The sequence below is a fragment of the Catellatospora coxensis genome (assembly GCF_016862635.1).
Taxonomy (GTDB): domain Bacteria; phylum Actinomycetota; class Actinomycetes; order Mycobacteriales; family Micromonosporaceae; genus Catellatospora; species Catellatospora coxensis.
Genome location: NZ_BONI01000004.1, coordinates 210,996 through 225,998 on the forward strand (window position 1 = coordinate 210,996; position 15,003 = coordinate 225,998).

The window sequence follows — 15,003 nt, forward strand, 5'->3', positions numbered from 1 at the left end:
TCCTGCGGGGCTCCGGTGTCTGCACTGCGATTCTCGGGAGCACATGGTGCGCAGAACTTCGCGCCTTCTGGCCGCCGTACTGCTGGCGGCCGCTGTTTTCCTGCCGGGGGCGACCCCGGCCGCGGCCAGGCCCGACGGCCTGCTCGCCGCGCGCAACCTGCCCGCGGGCGGCAAGGTGCTGTTCTACCTGGGCCAGGACAGCACGACGCTGGCGGATTTCGCCGCCGACGTGCTGGCCGCCGATCCCGGCTTTCCCCGCCCCGCCGGGGTGACGCTCTACACCAACCTCGTCGGCGCGCCGATGAGCGGCATGTTCCAGCCGACCGACTACGGGGCGGGGGAGAACGACTTCCCGGCCACGCTCGCCGAGTACGGCGGCGGCCTGGCGGTGGGCCTGTTCCTGTCCGACCCGGCGGCGCAGTCGCCGCTCAAGGCGTACGCGGGCGTCGCCGACGAGGCGACCACCGCGCGCTACCGGCGCTGGCTCGACGAGTTCCTGACCTACCTGGACCGCACCGGCCGGCCGGTGTTCCTGCGGATCGGCTACGAGTTCGACGGGACGTGGAACGGCTACGAGCCGCAGCTGTACAAGGACGCGTTCCGCTACATCGCCGGGCGCATCGACCGGCTGCGCGGCGACCGGATCGCCACGGTGTGGCAGACGGCGGCCTGGCCGCACGCCGAGCAGGCGCCCTACGCGCCGACCGCGGCCGGCCACTGGGACCTGTGGTATCCGGGGGACGAGTACGTCGACTGGGCCGGGATGTCGCACTTCTACGGCAGCGGGTACGCCGCGCACCAGTGGGCGTGCGCGCTGGACCGGGTCGCCGCGCCGCCGCTGACGGTGCAGGACTCGCTGCTGGCCTTCGCCCGCAGCCACCGCAAGCCGGTCTTCGTCGCCGAGGCCGCCCCGCAGGCGTACTCGGTCGGCGAGCACACGGCGGGCTGCATCCTCCAGGACGACGCCACCGGCGGCCCCCACCCGGTCGCCCCGGTCGGCGCCGAGGGCATCTGGGACGGGTGGTACCAGCCGTTCTTCGACTACATCCGGGCCAACCGGGACATCATCCGGGGCGTGTCCTACATCAACACGCACTGGTCGGCGCAGGGTATGTGGAACTGCGTGCCGGGCAGCTGCCCCAACGGCTACTGGGGCGACAGCCGGGTGCAGGCCGATCCGCTGATCCTGCAGCGGTTCCGCGGCGAGCTGCGCAGCGGGCTGTTCGAGACGGGGCAGCGGGGGCGGCCGCGGCCGTTCGCGGTGCCGGACTTCTCGGAGCCGGGCCGGTCCGAGGGCGAGTACGCCGACCTGCCGCAGGGCGGCACGACCGGGATCGCGGTCGCGGACGTGACGGCGTCGGGGGAGCGGACCGCGCTGGTCTACGCCCACGGGGCCGCGCTGGAGTTCGACGGGCTGCGCCCGGCCCGCGAGCTCACGGTGCGGTATGCGACGACGACCGACAACGTGAAGCTGACGGTGCTGGTCGACGGGGTGGCGGCCACGACGGTGGCGCTGCCCAACCGGGGTTCGGCGACCGCCTGGGCCACGGTGACGGTGCCGGTGCGGGTGCCCGCGGGGGCGAAGGTCGCGTTCCGGCTCGATGGCGGTTACGTGGTCTGGATCGACTACATCACGCCGGGGCAGCTGCGGCCGTTGCGGTGGTGAGCCGCTGACCGGCCATGCTCGGGTGTGGACCTGAAGCTCCGTTCCTCCTGCTCCGGCAGTGGGAACGGAGCTTCGGCCGTTGTCGCTCCTCGGCTGTGTGGGAGCGAAGCTGCCGGGGCAGGACGTATCGAGGCATTGACGAAAACCATTGACGTCGGGTCGCCTCGGCCTCTATAACGTTATAGACCACGGCTCATAGTCGACATCCGTCGCTTTCCCGGCGGAACGCTGCGCGCTGCCCGGTGCCGCGTACCCCCGGTCCGTCCGTTCCCGACCCCAAGGAGCGCCATGCGCCGCCTCACCGCTTCCGCGGCGGCCGTGCTGACTCTGGCCGGGGTGCTGGCCTTCAGCGCCGCCCCGGCCGCAGCAGTCACGCCCAAGACGCCGCCGCTTTCGACGCCGTGGACCAGCCAGGTGTCCACGACCAACCCCCTGCCGGAGTATCCGCGCCCGCAGATGACCCGCCCGGACTGGCAGTCGCTCAACGGCGAGTGGGAGTTCCTCAACCCCGCCACCGACGGGGCCGGCAACGTGAACCGCAACGCCGCGCCGCCGCTGGGCCAGACCCTGCCCGAGCGCATCCTGGTGCCGTACCCGGTCGAGTCGGCGCTGTCGGGCATCATGCGCAACGACAACCGCGACCTGATGTTCTACCGGCGTACCTTCACCGTCCCGGCGGCGTGGGCCGGCCGCCGTGTGCAGCTGCACTTCGGCGCGGTCGACTACGAGGCCACGGTATGGGTCAACGGGGTGCAGGTCACCAGCCACCGCGGCGGCTACGACCGGTTCGAGGCCGACATCACCGCGCAGCTCAACGGCGGCGCGAACGAGATCGTGGTGCGGGTCTACGACCCGACCGACGGCCGGGGCGAGAAGCAGCCGGTCGGCAAGCAGGTCAACAGCCCCAGCGGCATCTTCTACACGCCCACCTCGGGCATCTGGCAGACCGTGTGGCTGGAGCCCACGCCGGTGTCGTCGATCTACTCCGTCGACGTCTACGCCAACCTGGCGAACAACACCGCCCGCGTGCGCGTGTTCACCCGCGGCAACGTCAGCGGGCACACGGTGCTGGCCGAGGCGATGGCCGGCGCGACCGTGGTGGGCAGCGCCACCGGCGGGTTCACCGAGTTCACCGTGCCGGTGCCCAGCGCGCGGCGCTGGTCGCCGGACGACCCGTACCTGTACAACCTGCGGGTGTCGCTGCGCAACGGCACCGGCGCGGTCGTCGACCAGGTCGTCAACTACTTCGGCATGCGCGAGGTCGGCACCAGGCTCGTCAACGGGGTGCTGCGCCCGACCCTCAACGGCGAGTTCGTGTTCCAGGTCGGCACCCTCGACCAGGGCTTCTGGCCCGACGGCCTGTACACCGCCCCGACCGACGCGGCGCTGGCCTTCGACCTGCAGAAGCACAAGGACCTCGGGTTCAACATGGTGCGCAAGCACATCAAGGTCGAACCCGCGCGCTGGTACTACCACGCCGACCGGCTCGGCCTGCTGGTGTGGCAGGACGTGCCGTCCACCCCGGCGTTCGACGCGAGCCGCACCCCCGCGCAGATCGCCCAGTTCGAGACCGAGGCCCGCGAGATCATCGACGAGCACCGGTTCTCCCCGGCGGTGATCACATACGTGCCGTTCAACGAGGGCTGGGGCGAGTGGAGCCTGGCCGACACGCAGCGGATCACCAACCAGCTCGAGAGCTACGATCCGACCCGGCTGATGAACGCCCACAGCGGCTACAACTGCTGCGTGTCCAAGGGCGACCCGGGCACCGGCGACATCATGGACTGGCATGTCTACACCGGGCCGGACGCCCCGCACCCGTCGGCGACCCGGGTGTCGGTGCTCGGCGAGTTCGGCGGGCTCGGCCTGCGCACCCCGGGCCACGAGTACAGCCCCAACGGGCAGTTCTTCGCCTACGAGCAGATGGGCAGCGCCGCGCAGCTCAACGACCGCTACACCGGCATGGTCCGCGACGTGCGGCAGCTCATGACCGTCAAGGGCGTGTCGGCGTACATCTACACGGAGATCACCGACGTCGAGGGCGAGTACAACGGGCTGTTCACCTACGACCGGCGCATCCAGAAGGTGGACACCAACCAGGTCCGCGCGGCGCACGCCGCGCTGATCGCGGCCTCGCGCAACCTCAACGCGCCGGTCGTGCTGACCCTCGGCCATGTCCGGTCGCTGCGGGTGACCACTCCCGGGTTCACCGACCGGTACCTGCGCCACGCCGACTCCCTGGCCCGCACCGACGTGCTGAGCACCGCCGGCGCCGACCCGGCCCGGCAGGACGCGTCCTTCCGCACCGTGCCCGGCCTGGCCGACCCGCGCTGCTACTCGTTCGAGTCGGTCAACTTCCCCGGGCGGTATCTGCGCCACGCCGCCTACCGGGCCCGCGTCGACGCCGACACGGGCGGCACCTTCGCCGCCGACGCGACCTGGTGCAGCCGGCCCGGCCTGGCCGCGGGCGGCATGTCTTTCGAGTCGCCGAGCCTGCCGGGCCACTACCTGCGCCACTACGCCGACAACGTGTACCTGGCCCGCAGCGGCGGCCCGAACGCGTGGGACAGCGCCGCCGGTTTCGCCGCCGACAGCACCTGGGACCTCAACGCTCCGGCGCTGTGGCGCAGCTCGGTGCTGCTGGCGACCAACGTCCGCCAGTCACTGCGGGTGACGACATGGGGGCACACCGACCGGTACCTGCGCCACGCCGACAGCCTCGCCTGGACCGAGATCGTGACCTCCGGCAGCAGCGCGCTGCTGAAGGCCGACGCGACGTACGCGGTCCGGCGGGGCCTGGCCGACTCGTCGTGCTACTCGTTCGAGTCGGCGAACTTCCCGGGGCAGTTCCTGCGCCACGCCGCCGGCCGGGTGCGCAACTCGCCCGACGACGGCACGGCGCTGATGCGCGCCGACGCCACGTTCTGCGCCCGGCCCGGTGTGGGCGGCACCGGGGTCACCTTCGAGTCGCTGAACTTCCCGGGCTCGTACCTGCGGCATTTCGAGTCACAGGTGTACATCGCCGCCGGGGGCGGCGACGGGGGATTCAACCGGCCGCAGACGCTGAGCGCGGACAGCAGCTGGGCGCTCGCGGGTCCCTGGGCGCCGTGACCGCGGCGCGGGCGGCGGTGGGTCGACACTGCCGCCCGCGCCCGTCCCGGGTGCTCAGGGTCGAGAAACCCTTCGCCGACTCCTCCGCCGGCACTGCCGCCGCCGTGCCGATCGGATGCGCTGCCGCCTTCTACGGGCGCAGCCAAGGGCTCGCCGCCTGGGCCCGCTGGAGTGCGCTCACCTGGATCACGGCGAGCAGCATCAGGCCGCCGAGCGCGGCCGCGATGATCGCGAGCACCCAGGCGTGCCTGGCGGGGTAGGTCGCGATACGGGCGGTTCCTGCGGTGACGGCGACGTCATGGGTGCAGGTCAACGTGGAGGCCTGCTCGGTGGCGAGGTCGACGCCGCTGACACCGATCCAGCTGTCGGTGTCCCGCGCGACCGCGATGTCCTGTTCGGTGGTTCCGGTCGCCATGACGCAGCTGCCGGAGGCGTCGTCGCTGTGGACGAAGACCGTTCCGCTGTCCCAGGTGTAGGGGGTGCCGGCGGGCAGGTGTGTGCCGACGGTGCCGGCGAGGGGGGCGTACAGGCAGGTGAGCAGCATGGCGGCCGCGGTGGCGCCGGTGAGGCGGTTGCGGCGGCGCATGGCTCGGGCGAGAGCCTGGCCCGCGGCGATACTGTCGTGCTCGGCGGTCATGCGGCGCCCTTCCGGTCCTGGTCCACTGCCGTCTTGATGATGGCGGCGTACGGCAACGTCGGCATGCGCTCGATGCCCCGGGTCAGCAGTTCGTGGTAGACGCCGGAGGCGAGCATCTGCCGTACGGTGGCGGTGCCGTCGGCGAGCTGGGCGGCGATCTCGCGGGCGAGGGGGTCGGGGCTGTCGGTGAGGGCCTGGGTCTGGATCTGGCGCTGGAGCGCGGGGTCGGCGAGCCGCTGGGCGAACCGGGTGGCCGTGAACTGCTCGACTTGGCGTCGCCGGTCGTGTTCTTCGTGTTCGTCGGTGGTCGGCACGTGGTTCTCCTCAGGCGGCGACGAGTTCGTTGGGCAGGTCGGGTGCGGCGGAGTCGGGCAGCACCCCGCCGAGCCGGTCCATGTCGCCGTTGAACGTGTCGATGATCAGGTTTGATTTCTCCATGAGGCTGTACAGGTCGTTCATGCGTTTGATGATCTGCAGGAGCTGGAAGATCGCGACCCCGGTGAAGATGCTGCCGCCGACGACGGTGAAGTAGGCGGCCGCGCCGGCGGCGTAGAAGAAGAACAGTGCGTCGGCGACGTCGATCAGGATCAGCTCGACGGTCTGTTCGAGGGCGCTGATCTCCTCGCAGACCGACAGGTAGGCGTCTCGTGCGGCGGCCAGCGGGCAGTCGGCCTCGCTGAGCGCGTCGCCGAGCTTCCTGATCGCCAGCCAGGCGATGTCGGCGGCGTTGCCCTGCCAGGAGGCGTTGACGCGGACTTCGATCCAGACGGCGTTGTGCGACATGTCGACGGCGGCGCGGCGCAGGTTCTCCAGGGCGTCGCCGCAGGCGCGCATGCCGGCCCAGTTGCCGCAGAGGTTGTTGGACACGTAGTCGAGCGGGTCGATGACGCGGTCGGAGATGCCGACCTGCACGCCGAGCCAGTTCGCGGCCATCATCAGGTCGCGGACGATGTTGCCGGGGCTGACCAGGTCGGACCACTCGGGTTCGTACGGCCATTCCGGCAGGTAATCCTTGACCTGGGTGAGGTGCGCCGCAGGCTCGTACTGTTCGAGGGCCTGGACCTGCAGGCGATCGGTGGTGATGGCCGGTGTCCGCCATGCCGGGTGGTAGGTCTGGGCCGGCAGGGTCGAGTCCAGGCGGGCCGCTTCGCTGTGGTCGACCTCGGCATAGCCGGCCAGCGAGATCCGGACCGAGCGGGCGAGTGCCTCGGCTCGTTTGGCGATGGCGAGGAAGTAGCCGGTGACCTCGGCGCGGGCCTGTGCGTGCTTGCCGCGCGCCTTGTCGATCACGCCGGGTCCGTATTCGAAGTCGAACCATTCGCCGGCGTACGCGTAGCACCTTCGTGCGTCCGCACCGAGCCGGTCGAGCATGTCCGGCACTGCGTACATGGCTTCCAGGTTGACGGCGAACGCCACTGTTCCTCCCCGTTCGGTGGCGGTGGTGCCCGGGAGCGAATATGTCGCCCGTGGACAGTTCGAGCAGCGGTCCGGCGTTCGAGCTGCTGGCCCGGCAGAGTTGATGTATATCTTTCTATATGCGAAACAATCTGATCCGGTTCACCATAACCGGACTCGTCGCGGGCCTGCTGTCCGTCACGGCCATCGCCACCCCCGCCGTGGCCGACCCGGCGCCCCGGACCACCAAGGGCCCTTGCCGGTATGCCGAGACGCCCGACGATCCGCCGGCCCGGCCGGTCGGGCTGCCCTTCGACCCGCGACACCAGCAGACCTGGAACACCCACGTCGTACTCAACACCAGCCACGGCAAGATCACGATGACGCTGGACGCCGCCAAGGCGCCCTGCACCGTGCAGAGCTTCGAGCACCTGATCCTGCACCGGTTCTACAACAACACCAGCTGCCACCGGCTGACGGCGTACCCGACGCTGAAGGTGCTGCAGTGCGGCGACCCGTCCGGCACCGGCAGCGGCGGCCCCGGCTACCAGTACAAGGACGAACTGCCCACCGACCTGCCGCCCGTGCCCGATCGGCCCGACCGCGTCTACTACCCGCGCGGCACCCTGGCCATGGCCAACGCCGGACCGAACACCAACGGCAGCCAGTTCTTCCTGGTCTACGCCGACTCGGTCCTGCGGCCCAACTACACCGTCTTCGGGACCATCGACGAAGCCGGGATGGCCGCGCTGGACGCGATCGCCACCGGCGGGATCCAGCCGACCCCCGAAGACCCCGCACCCGTGGACGGCGCCCCCGCGCTGACCGCCGACATCCAGCGGGCCTGCGTACACCTGTTCCCGCTGCCGATCTGCTGAACGGGCCCGAGCCCCGGCCGACAGGTGTCCCGCTGAGCCCGACCTCGTTCGGGCTCAGCGGGACAGCCGCCGTCACGCCTGGATGAGCGGCGGCCGGATGGCGGCGGAGGTGCGGCGCAGGGTGACGGCGATGTCGACGACGACGAACACGACGACCAGCAGCAGGCCGAGCTTGGCGGCGCCGTCGGCGGGTCATCAGGTCCTCGGCGCGGTAGGCGGGCGACCTTTCGTCGTAGGTCCCGCATACGATCCGCCGGTGAGCGACGAGCGGTATGAACTGCCGGCCGAGGCCGGTGAGCGTCAGGTGCCGAAGGTGCTCCTCGGCGGCCGGACCGGGGGAGCGGGCACACTCGCGTGATGGATGTCGTGGATCTGTTCGACGGCGTCGACGAGATCCGCTGGGGGCGGATGCGGCATGCGTACGGTCCGGCGGTGGAGGTCCCTGAGCTGCTGCGCGACCTGGCCGACGCCGACCGCGCGGTGCGGGAGACCGCCCTCGACGCGATGTACGGCGGCGTCCACCACCAGGGCGACGTGTACGCCTGCACCATCGCGGCGATCCCGTTCCTGCTGCGGATCGCCGCGGATGCCGGCAGGCCGGGCCGTGCCGATGTGATCGAACTGCTGGCGAGCATCGGCGGCGCGGACGATCCCGAACCCCGGACCGGGCTGTACCGGCGGGCCCGGCAGGCCGTCGCGGCTGCCTACCCGCTGTGGTCGGCGCTGGCCCATGACCCCGACCCGCAGGTCCGCGCCGCTGTGCCCGGGGTGCTGCCGGTCTGCGCCGAGCAGGCGACGGACTGCGTCGGCCTGCTGCGGGACCGGTTCGCGGTGGAGGAAGACCCGCGGGTGCGGGTGGCGATCGTCGAAGCCGCTGCCGAGTTCGCGCACCGGGGCACCGCCACGCAGCCGACCAGCGCGTGGCTCGCCGATCTGCTCGCCCACGACGAGGACGTGCAGGTGCGGGTGACCGCGCTCGCCGCGTCGACGCGGCTTCCCGCGCAGCCCGGCTTGCCGCCGGTGCAGGTGCAGACGGCGCTGGAGCTGCTCGACGCCGTGTACACGCGGGGAACGCCGGTCGCCGACCCCGCCGGCTTCACGACCGACACGCTCGTCGGCTCGGTGCGGCGCCTGCGCGAGGTCTCGGCTGCCGGACGCCGCGCTCCACAGGCGGGCCAGCTGGTGCGCGCGATCAGCGACGGCCTGGCCGACCGGGTGGCGGACCGCATCGCCCTGCTGTCGGCGCTGCTGGCCGAGCCGGACTGGGAGCGGCGTGTCGACGCCGTGTTCCCCACGGGCAACCTCGTCGACGGATGGCGTGGGTCGTACGAGCAGATCGTGGCCCTGATCGGGGACCGGCTGCACGACGACCACCCTGAGCTGCGGCCCCGGGCCACGCAGGTGCTGCAGAATCTGGGCGAGCTGGCGCGTCCCGCCGCCGACCCGCTGTTCGCCGGCCTCTCCCGGTCGCAACGCGTGGCCTCCTCCTCGACGATGAGCGGGCAGCTGCCGTGGGTCGTGGAGTGGGGGCAGGCACTGCCGACGGTCGGACCGGCGTTGAAGGCGTTGGCCGGCACCGGTGACCCGCGGGCGTTGCCGATGCTGCAGTGGGCGCTCGAACAGGATGAGCTGCCGCGCGATGTCGGGCAGCTCATCGCGGGATACGGCGAGCAGGCCGCCCACCTCCTGCCGGCTGTCCGGCACCGCCTTCGCGAGATGCGTGACGACGGGCGGCGGGACAACCTGGCGTACGCGGTCGGCGCGATGGGTCCGGCGGCCGCTGACGCGGTGCCTGACCTGGTGAAGCTGCCGGCGAGTTCGGCGGTGCTCAGAGCCCTCGTTCTGATCGGTCCGGCCGCGGCTGAGGCCATGCCCTGGCTGCGCGAGCAGGTCACGGCCGCCGACAGGCCGATCGCCGCCGTGGCTGCCGAAGCGCTGCACGCCGTCGGAGGTGACGTCGCGGGGGCGTCGGCCGTCTACGACAGGCTCCTCGCCGGGGATGTCTACGACCAGCGCGCCGCCGCGGACGGTCTCGGCCGGATGGGGCGACAGGCAGCCTCGTATGCCGGGCGACTTCGCAAGCTCCTGCGTCGCAAGGATCCCCACGGCTGGCTCGGGCTGGGCGCGGCGCGGGCCCTGTGGCAGGTCGCGGGCGAGACGTCGAGCGTCACGCCGGTGCTTGAACGTGTCTGGGCCGCCAACCCGCACACCCGCACCGCGATCGCGCAGGTGTGGTCGGACATGGGGCGAGCCGCCGCCGGTGCCGAGCCGCTGCTAGAAGCCGAACTGGGCCGAGCGCGCAGGCACAACGCCGTCGAAGGCGGGTACAGCTCGGCGCAGGTGGTCGACGACGAGCGCCTGCTGCGCGCCTGCCGGGCGGCGCTGACGGCTGTCGCTGGGTGACCCGGCAGCGCTCCGGCTCTTGTTGCGTCGAGGTGATCTGTCCGCTAGCGTCTGCCTGCCTTTGCTCTGGAAACATCATTCATCGGGGGAAGAAGTCGTGGGAACCCTGCGCCGTCGGCCGATTCTGCGTGCCCTCGCGAGGCCGTGTGCCGTTCTCGCGTCTCTGCTCGGCACCGCCGTACTCGCGGCCCCGGCGGCCGCGGACCCGATCGGGCCGAGCGTCCCGGTCATGGGCATCAAGTCGGTGGGCGACGTCGTCGCCACCCGCGACACGCTGAGCGTGGAGGACGTCGTCCTCGACATCGGCTTCCTGGGCACGCAGCAGATCAGGTTCCGGTTCGACCTGGTGAACGGGACCCAGCAGGGCGATCCGATCAATTTCCTTGCCGACCAGACCGATCCCGCCTGCCAGACGCTGGGCAGCGCACCGGCCACCACCGTCGAGTGCGCCTACACCAGGCAGGTCGTAGCCGGTCAGGTCGAGCAGTTCTCCTTCCAGCACCGCACCTCCCGGCCGGGACCGGTCGGCTTCCCCTCGGTCCGGATGACCGTGTCCGTCGGTGAGCTGTCGATGGGGCAGACGTTGCGGCCCGCGCGGGTCAAGCCGGAAGCAGATCTCGTGGTGACGGTCGCCGGGCCGGCTCGCGGGCAGGTCGGTGAGGTTGCCATGTTCGAGTGGACTCTCGCCAACGTCGGGCTGGACCCGGTATGGGAGAGCGCGGGTCTGGTCAAGCTGACCGCGCCCGCCGGAACCGAGTTCCCGCCGCTCGCGCAGATCGCGGTGCCGGACGACCTCACCTGCAATCCCCGCTCCGCGACCAAGACTGCCATCAGTTGCTGGTTCCTGGTCGTCGAGCCCGGTGCGGCCGACGCCCGGCGAGTGTCCTGGCCGTTGAAGATCGTCTCGTCGCGGGTCGGTGAGGGCAGCGTCGTCGCGCAGCTGGCCAACATGACCGGCGTGCAGCCCGAGGGCGACTTCGCGGATCCGACGCCCGGCAACAACAACGCCGTGGTGCGGGTGGTGGTGGCGCCTTCCGGTCAGCCGAACCCCGGTGATTCCGTGAGCCCGTCGCCCGGCGACGGCCAGCTGGCCAACACCGGCACCAACACGTTCCTCGTCATCGGTATCGGCTTGGTCGTCGTCCTGCTGGGTGCGGTGCTGGTCGCGGCGACCCGCCGACGCATGGCAGCGTGACCGGTCGCTCGTGACCGTGGCGGCGGCCGGTTGAACCTGATCACGGCCGGTTCCCGCAGCACATCCTCTCTATAGCGCTCGACATTCCGTCGCTGAAGCGGCCGCCGGTTTCCGGCGGCCGCTTCAGTGTTGAAGGTGGCATACGGTCCGCGGTCACCCGGGGTGCTTTCCGCTCGGTATTGAGTGTTGCTAGGTACCGGTAGCTAGTGCTACTTTATAGCGGTACCTAGCAACACCGAGTAGTGGCTGTTCGGCTGCTCGGCAGGTCGACACATGGTCACGGGAACGCCGAAGAAGGGACAACACGCATGAGTGCTTCTCTTCCCGGCAAAGAAGGGCCGCTATGGAGAATCTGACGGAGATGCTGAAGGGCACCCTGGAGGGCTGCGTGCTTCAGATCATCAGCGGCGAGGAGACCTACGGATACGCGATCACGCGCCGCCTGAACGACCTGGGCTTCGCCGACGTCGTCGAGGGCACGGTCTACACGATCTTGCTCCGGCTGGAGAAGAACGGGCGCGTCCAGGTGACGAAACGGCCGTCCGAGGTGGGCCCGCCACGCAAGTTCTACACGCTCAACGACGCCGGCCGCGAAGAACTCGCGTCGTTCTGGGCGAGATGGCAGTACGTCTCAGCACGCATCGACAGTCTGAAGGAGGGCGGGAGATGAGCTTCTGGGAGACCATCACCGGCAGCGATCTCACCCGGGAGTTTAAGGCGTTCGAGGTCCGGGCGCAGGCGTTGCCGGCCGAGCACCGGGCGGCATGGGAGCAGATCAAGAACAACCTCTTCCTGTACGGCAGTTTCACGGGCCGCAACCTGATGCCGATCCTCGACTCCGCGCTCGGGCTGCTCGAGGAGACGGCGGCGGACGGGCAGGGCATCGGCGAGGTGCTGGGCGAGGACATCCCGGGCTTCTGTGCGGCGCTGGCCGGCGGAGAGGGGGCCCGCACCTACCGGGACCGGTGGCGCGAGCAGTTGAACAGGAACGTCGCAAGGAAACTGGGCCGGCTGGGAGGCTGACGTGGGAATCCAGGACATCATCGAGGGCAAGAGGCAGTGGCGGGCGCACGTGGCCCGGGTCAAGGCGCTGCCGCCGGACTACCAGATCGTCTACAAGGAGATGCAGAAGTACCTGTTCAAGGTCGGACCGATCGATCTTGTCGACGGCGGCCTGCTTCCCGGGATCGTCGACTTCTTCGAGACGGGCGTGGCCGACGGCAAGGGGGTGCTGGAACTCATCGGCCCCGACGTCGCGGCCTTCTGCGACGACCTGATCAAGGACTCGCGCACCTACGCGGACGTCTACCAGGAGTCCATCAACGTGAAGCCCGGCACCGCCGAGAAGTGACCTGCCGCCCCTTCGTGCGGCTCTGTTCCTGGGCGGCGGTGTCGCCGTCGAGTTCGGCCAGGATGTCCGCGGCATCCTGGCGGCCGAAAGCGCCGATCGGCGCAGCTGAATTCCCCGTGCTCGGCAACCCACTCGACCAGCTGGTCGAGCGAGTCGTGCTGCCCGCATCGGCTTCACCCGACCAATGTCGATCGTCGATCAGGGAGACCACCCCCATGGACACCCCACCCCCCGCCGTCCACGTCAGCGGACTGCGCAAGTCGTACGGAACACTCGAAGTCCTCAAAGGCGTGGACTTCGCCGTCGCCTCAGGCAGCATCTTCGCGCTGCTCGGCTCCAACGGGGCCGGCAAGACCACCGTCGTACGTATCCTGTCCACGCTGCTCAAACCGGATGCCGGCAGCGCGTCCGTCGCAGGGCACGACGTCGTGGCCGAGCCCGAGCGGGTCCGCGAGTCGATCAGCCTGACCGGCCAGTTCGCCGCGGTCGACCAGATCCTCACCGGCCGGGAGAACCTCATCATGGTCGCCAGACTGCGCCAGGTGAAGAACCCGGGCCGGGTCGCCGACGACCTGCTCGCCCGGTTCGGCCTCACCGACGCCGGAGCCCGCCGGGTGGCGACCTACTCCGGTGGCATGCGCCGCCGCCTCGACATCGCCATGAGCCTCATCGGCGACCCGAAGGTCATCTTCCTCGACGAGCCGACCACCGGCCTGGACCCCGAGGCCCGCATCGAGGTGTGGAAGGAGATCCAGGCCCTGGCCGACAGCGGCACCACGGTCCTGCTGACCACGCAGTACCTGGAGGAGGCCGAGAAGCTGGCCGACCGGATCGCGATCCTGCACCAGGGCGTCATCATCGTCTCCGGCACCCTGGCCGACCTGCGCCGGCTGCTGCCCGCCGCCAAGGCCGAACTCGTCGAACGCCAACCCACCCTGGAGGAGATCTTCCTCGCCGTCGTCGCCGACAAGGAGCAGCAGTGAGCGCGCACGTCCTCAGCAACACCGGTGTCATGCTCGGCCGCTCGATCCGGCACGTCACCCGCAGCATGGACACCATCATCACCGTCACGATCATGCCGATCGCGTTCATGCTGCTGTTCCGGTACGTGTTCGGCGGCGCGATCCAGGCCGGCACCGGAAACTACACCAACTACCTGATGCCCGGCATCCTGCTCATCGCCATCGCCAGCGGCATCTCGTACACCGGCTTCCGGCTGTTCAACGACATGCAGAGCGGCATCTTCGAACGGTTCCACTCCATGCCGATCGCGCGGTCCGCGGTGCTGTGGGGGCACGTGCTGACCTCGGTGGTCTCCAACGCCATCTCCGCGGTGGTCATCGTCGCCGTCGGGCTGCTGATGGGGTTCCGCACCTCGGCCGGAGTCCTCGCCTGGCTGGCCGTGGCCGGGATCCTGGTCCTGTTCACGCTGTCGCTGACCTGGGTCGCGATGATCGCCGGGCTCGCGGCGTCGTCGACCGACGGCGCCACCGCGTTCTCGTACCCGCTGATCTTCCTGCCCTTCCTCAGCTCGGCGTTCGTGCCCACGGCCACCATGCCGGGGCCGGTGCGGGCCTTCGCCGAGAACCAGCCCGTCACCTCGATCGTCAACGCGATCCGGGCGCTGTTCGATCAGCAGCCCGTCGGCAACGACATCTGGATCGCGCTCGGCTGGTGCGCCGGCATCCTCGTCGTCGCCTACGCGTTCGCGATGCGCGTCTACCGCCGCAAGATCGCCTGAAGGATCCGACCCGGGCCGCCCGCCACCGCGGGCGGCTCCACCCCTCCGTCGCGCCCGCGGCAGGTCCAAGTGCTCGGCCTGGTCACCGACGAACTGTGTCGTCGCTCTCGTGTCGGTCCTGGCGCTCGCGGTCGCCGTGCTGCGGTAGCGCCGAGGGCCGGCCGGTGTATGCGCGGCGTCAAGAACCCCGGATCCGGCGTAGTGATCGCGTCAAGAAGCTACCTGAACGGGGACGCGCGAGCTTCGATTGCCGAACACGGCCGGCACCTGGCCGTCCCCGGTTTGTGCGATCTCCGTGCCACTCTGCCGCAACAGGACGGCAAGATCCCCAAGCAGAACCGCAGCTGAGAACATCGGCACCAGCCGCCCGGCGGGAGGCGTTCCGCCAGCCCGCCGGGCGCGCCACCGGCCGTCCCGGTCCCGGTGGCGGCCGCCGAGTTTTGACGAAATCTTGACGACCACGCCCTCGGTTACCGGCCTATCGTTTCCAAGGCTCATCAACGGTTCGACTCGGGCATCAGGCGGATATGAACGACACGACAGCGGCCGAAGCGATCGAATACGCCATTCCCGATACCGTCGGGGCTCCCGGGTCGGCGTCGAAGCCGCCCGGCCGGTTCACCGGC

At 70.4% G+C, this 15,003-nt stretch carries 13 protein-coding genes; 10 read left to right on the plus strand and 3 right to left on the minus strand.

What is annotated here, in order from left to right; translation table 11 throughout:
• Positions 1 to 46: 46 nt before the first annotated feature.
• Together Cco03nite_RS03625 and Cco03nite_RS03630 are read left to right on the plus strand one after the other, a co-directional pair.
• The gene (locus Cco03nite_RS03625) at positions 47 to 1,666 is read left to right on the plus strand and encodes a carbohydrate-binding domain-containing protein (protein WP_203688471.1); all 1,620 of its coding nucleotides are present in this window, start codon (positions 47 to 49) and stop codon (positions 1,664 to 1,666) included.
• 288 nt (positions 1,667 to 1,954) lie between these two features.
• On the plus strand, positions 1,955 to 4,777 hold the full coding sequence (locus Cco03nite_RS03630; RefSeq protein WP_239167080.1) for an AbfB domain-containing protein: 2,823 nt from the start codon (positions 1,955 to 1,957) through the stop codon (positions 4,775 to 4,777).
• Positions 4,778 to 4,907: 130 nt separating this feature from the next.
• Here Cco03nite_RS03630 and Cco03nite_RS03635 read toward each other — a convergent pair whose 3' ends face one another.
• Genes Cco03nite_RS03635 through Cco03nite_RS03645 form a run of 3 tightly spaced genes read right to left on the minus strand, consistent with a single transcriptional unit; the run spans position 4,908 to position 6,830 of the window.
• A complete protein-coding gene (locus Cco03nite_RS03635; RefSeq protein WP_203688472.1) occupies positions 4,908 to 5,414 on the minus strand; it encodes a hypothetical protein in 507 nt (168 codons plus the stop codon).
• Entirely contained in the window at positions 5,411 to 5,728 is a 318-nt protein-coding gene (locus Cco03nite_RS03640; RefSeq protein ID WP_203688473.1) for a hypothetical protein, read from the minus strand. Before Cco03nite_RS03640 ends, Cco03nite_RS03635 begins: the two co-directional genes overlap by 4 nt.
• Before the next feature lie 10 nt (positions 5,729 to 5,738).
• Entirely contained in the window at positions 5,739 to 6,830 is a 1,092-nt protein-coding gene (locus tag Cco03nite_RS03645; protein ID WP_203688474.1) for a hypothetical protein, read from the minus strand.
• A 119-nt stretch (positions 6,831 to 6,949) separates the two neighbouring features.
• Between Cco03nite_RS03645 and Cco03nite_RS03650 the strand changes: the two genes are divergently transcribed.
• The 8 genes from Cco03nite_RS03650 to Cco03nite_RS03685 all read left to right on the plus strand — a co-directional run bounded on the left by Cco03nite_RS03650 (position 6,950) and on the right by Cco03nite_RS03685 (position 14,377).
• Positions 6,950 to 7,687 (plus strand): peptidylprolyl isomerase, encoded by a 738-nt coding sequence (locus Cco03nite_RS03650; RefSeq protein WP_203688475.1) that lies wholly within the window; start codon positions 6,950 to 6,952, stop codon positions 7,685 to 7,687.
• Positions 7,688 to 8,044: 357 nt separating this feature from the next.
• On the plus strand, positions 8,045 to 10,090 hold the full coding sequence (locus Cco03nite_RS03655; RefSeq protein ID WP_203688476.1) for a HEAT repeat domain-containing protein: 2,046 nt from the start codon (positions 8,045 to 8,047) through the stop codon (positions 10,088 to 10,090).
• A gap of 229 nt (positions 10,091 to 10,319) precedes the next feature.
• Entirely contained in the window at positions 10,320 to 11,285 is a 966-nt protein-coding gene (locus tag Cco03nite_RS03660; protein WP_203688477.1) for an LPXTG cell wall anchor domain-containing protein, read from the plus strand.
• A gap of 343 nt (positions 11,286 to 11,628) precedes the next feature.
• Complete coding sequence (locus Cco03nite_RS03665) at positions 11,629 to 11,955, plus strand: PadR family transcriptional regulator (protein WP_203688478.1); 327 nt, start codon at positions 11,629 to 11,631, stop codon at positions 11,953 to 11,955.
• Positions 11,952 to 12,308 (plus strand): DUF1048 domain-containing protein, encoded by a 357-nt coding sequence (locus Cco03nite_RS03670; protein WP_203688479.1) that lies wholly within the window; start codon positions 11,952 to 11,954, stop codon positions 12,306 to 12,308. Before Cco03nite_RS03665 ends, Cco03nite_RS03670 begins: the two co-directional genes overlap by 4 nt.
• A gap of 1 nt (position 12,309) precedes the next feature.
• Complete coding sequence (locus Cco03nite_RS03675) at positions 12,310 to 12,636, plus strand: DUF1048 domain-containing protein (protein WP_203688480.1); 327 nt, start codon at positions 12,310 to 12,312, stop codon at positions 12,634 to 12,636.
• A gap of 215 nt (positions 12,637 to 12,851) precedes the next feature.
• Positions 12,852 to 13,619: an ABC transporter ATP-binding protein gene (locus Cco03nite_RS03680; protein WP_203688481.1), complete on the plus strand. Its 768-nt coding sequence runs from the start codon at positions 12,852 to 12,854 to the stop codon at positions 13,617 to 13,619.
• 29 nt (positions 13,620 to 13,648) lie between these two features.
• Positions 13,649 to 14,377 carry an ABC transporter permease gene (locus Cco03nite_RS03685; RefSeq protein ID WP_203688502.1) on the plus strand — a complete coding sequence of 243 codons (729 nt, stop codon included), beginning with the start codon at positions 13,649 to 13,651 and terminating at the stop codon, positions 14,375 to 14,377.
• Positions 14,378 to 15,003: the final 626 nt, after the last annotated feature.

Coding starts and splice junctions, on each gene's coding strand:
- Cco03nite_RS03630 (WP_239167080.1), top strand. CDS start 1,955: ATGCGCCGCCTCACCGCTTCCGCGGCGGCCGTGCTGACTCTGGCCGGG.
- Cco03nite_RS03635 (WP_203688472.1), bottom strand. CDS start 5,414: ATGACCGCCGAGCACGACAGTATCGCCGCGGGCCAGGCTCTCGCCCGA.
- Cco03nite_RS03650 (WP_203688475.1), top strand. CDS start 6,950: ATGCGAAACAATCTGATCCGGTTCACCATAACCGGACTCGTCGCGGGC.
- Cco03nite_RS03655 (WP_203688476.1), top strand. CDS start 8,045: ATGGATGTCGTGGATCTGTTCGACGGCGTCGACGAGATCCGCTGGGGG.
- Cco03nite_RS03660 (WP_203688477.1), top strand. CDS start 10,320: ATGGGCATCAAGTCGGTGGGCGACGTCGTCGCCACCCGCGACACGCTG.
- Cco03nite_RS03665 (WP_203688478.1), top strand. CDS start 11,629: ATGGAGAATCTGACGGAGATGCTGAAGGGCACCCTGGAGGGCTGCGTG.
- Cco03nite_RS03670 (WP_203688479.1), top strand. CDS start 11,952: ATGAGCTTCTGGGAGACCATCACCGGCAGCGATCTCACCCGGGAGTTT.
- Cco03nite_RS03680 (WP_203688481.1), top strand. CDS start 12,852: ATGGACACCCCACCCCCCGCCGTCCACGTCAGCGGACTGCGCAAGTCG.
- Cco03nite_RS03685 (WP_203688502.1), top strand. CDS start 13,649: ATGCTCGGCCGCTCGATCCGGCACGTCACCCGCAGCATGGACACCATC.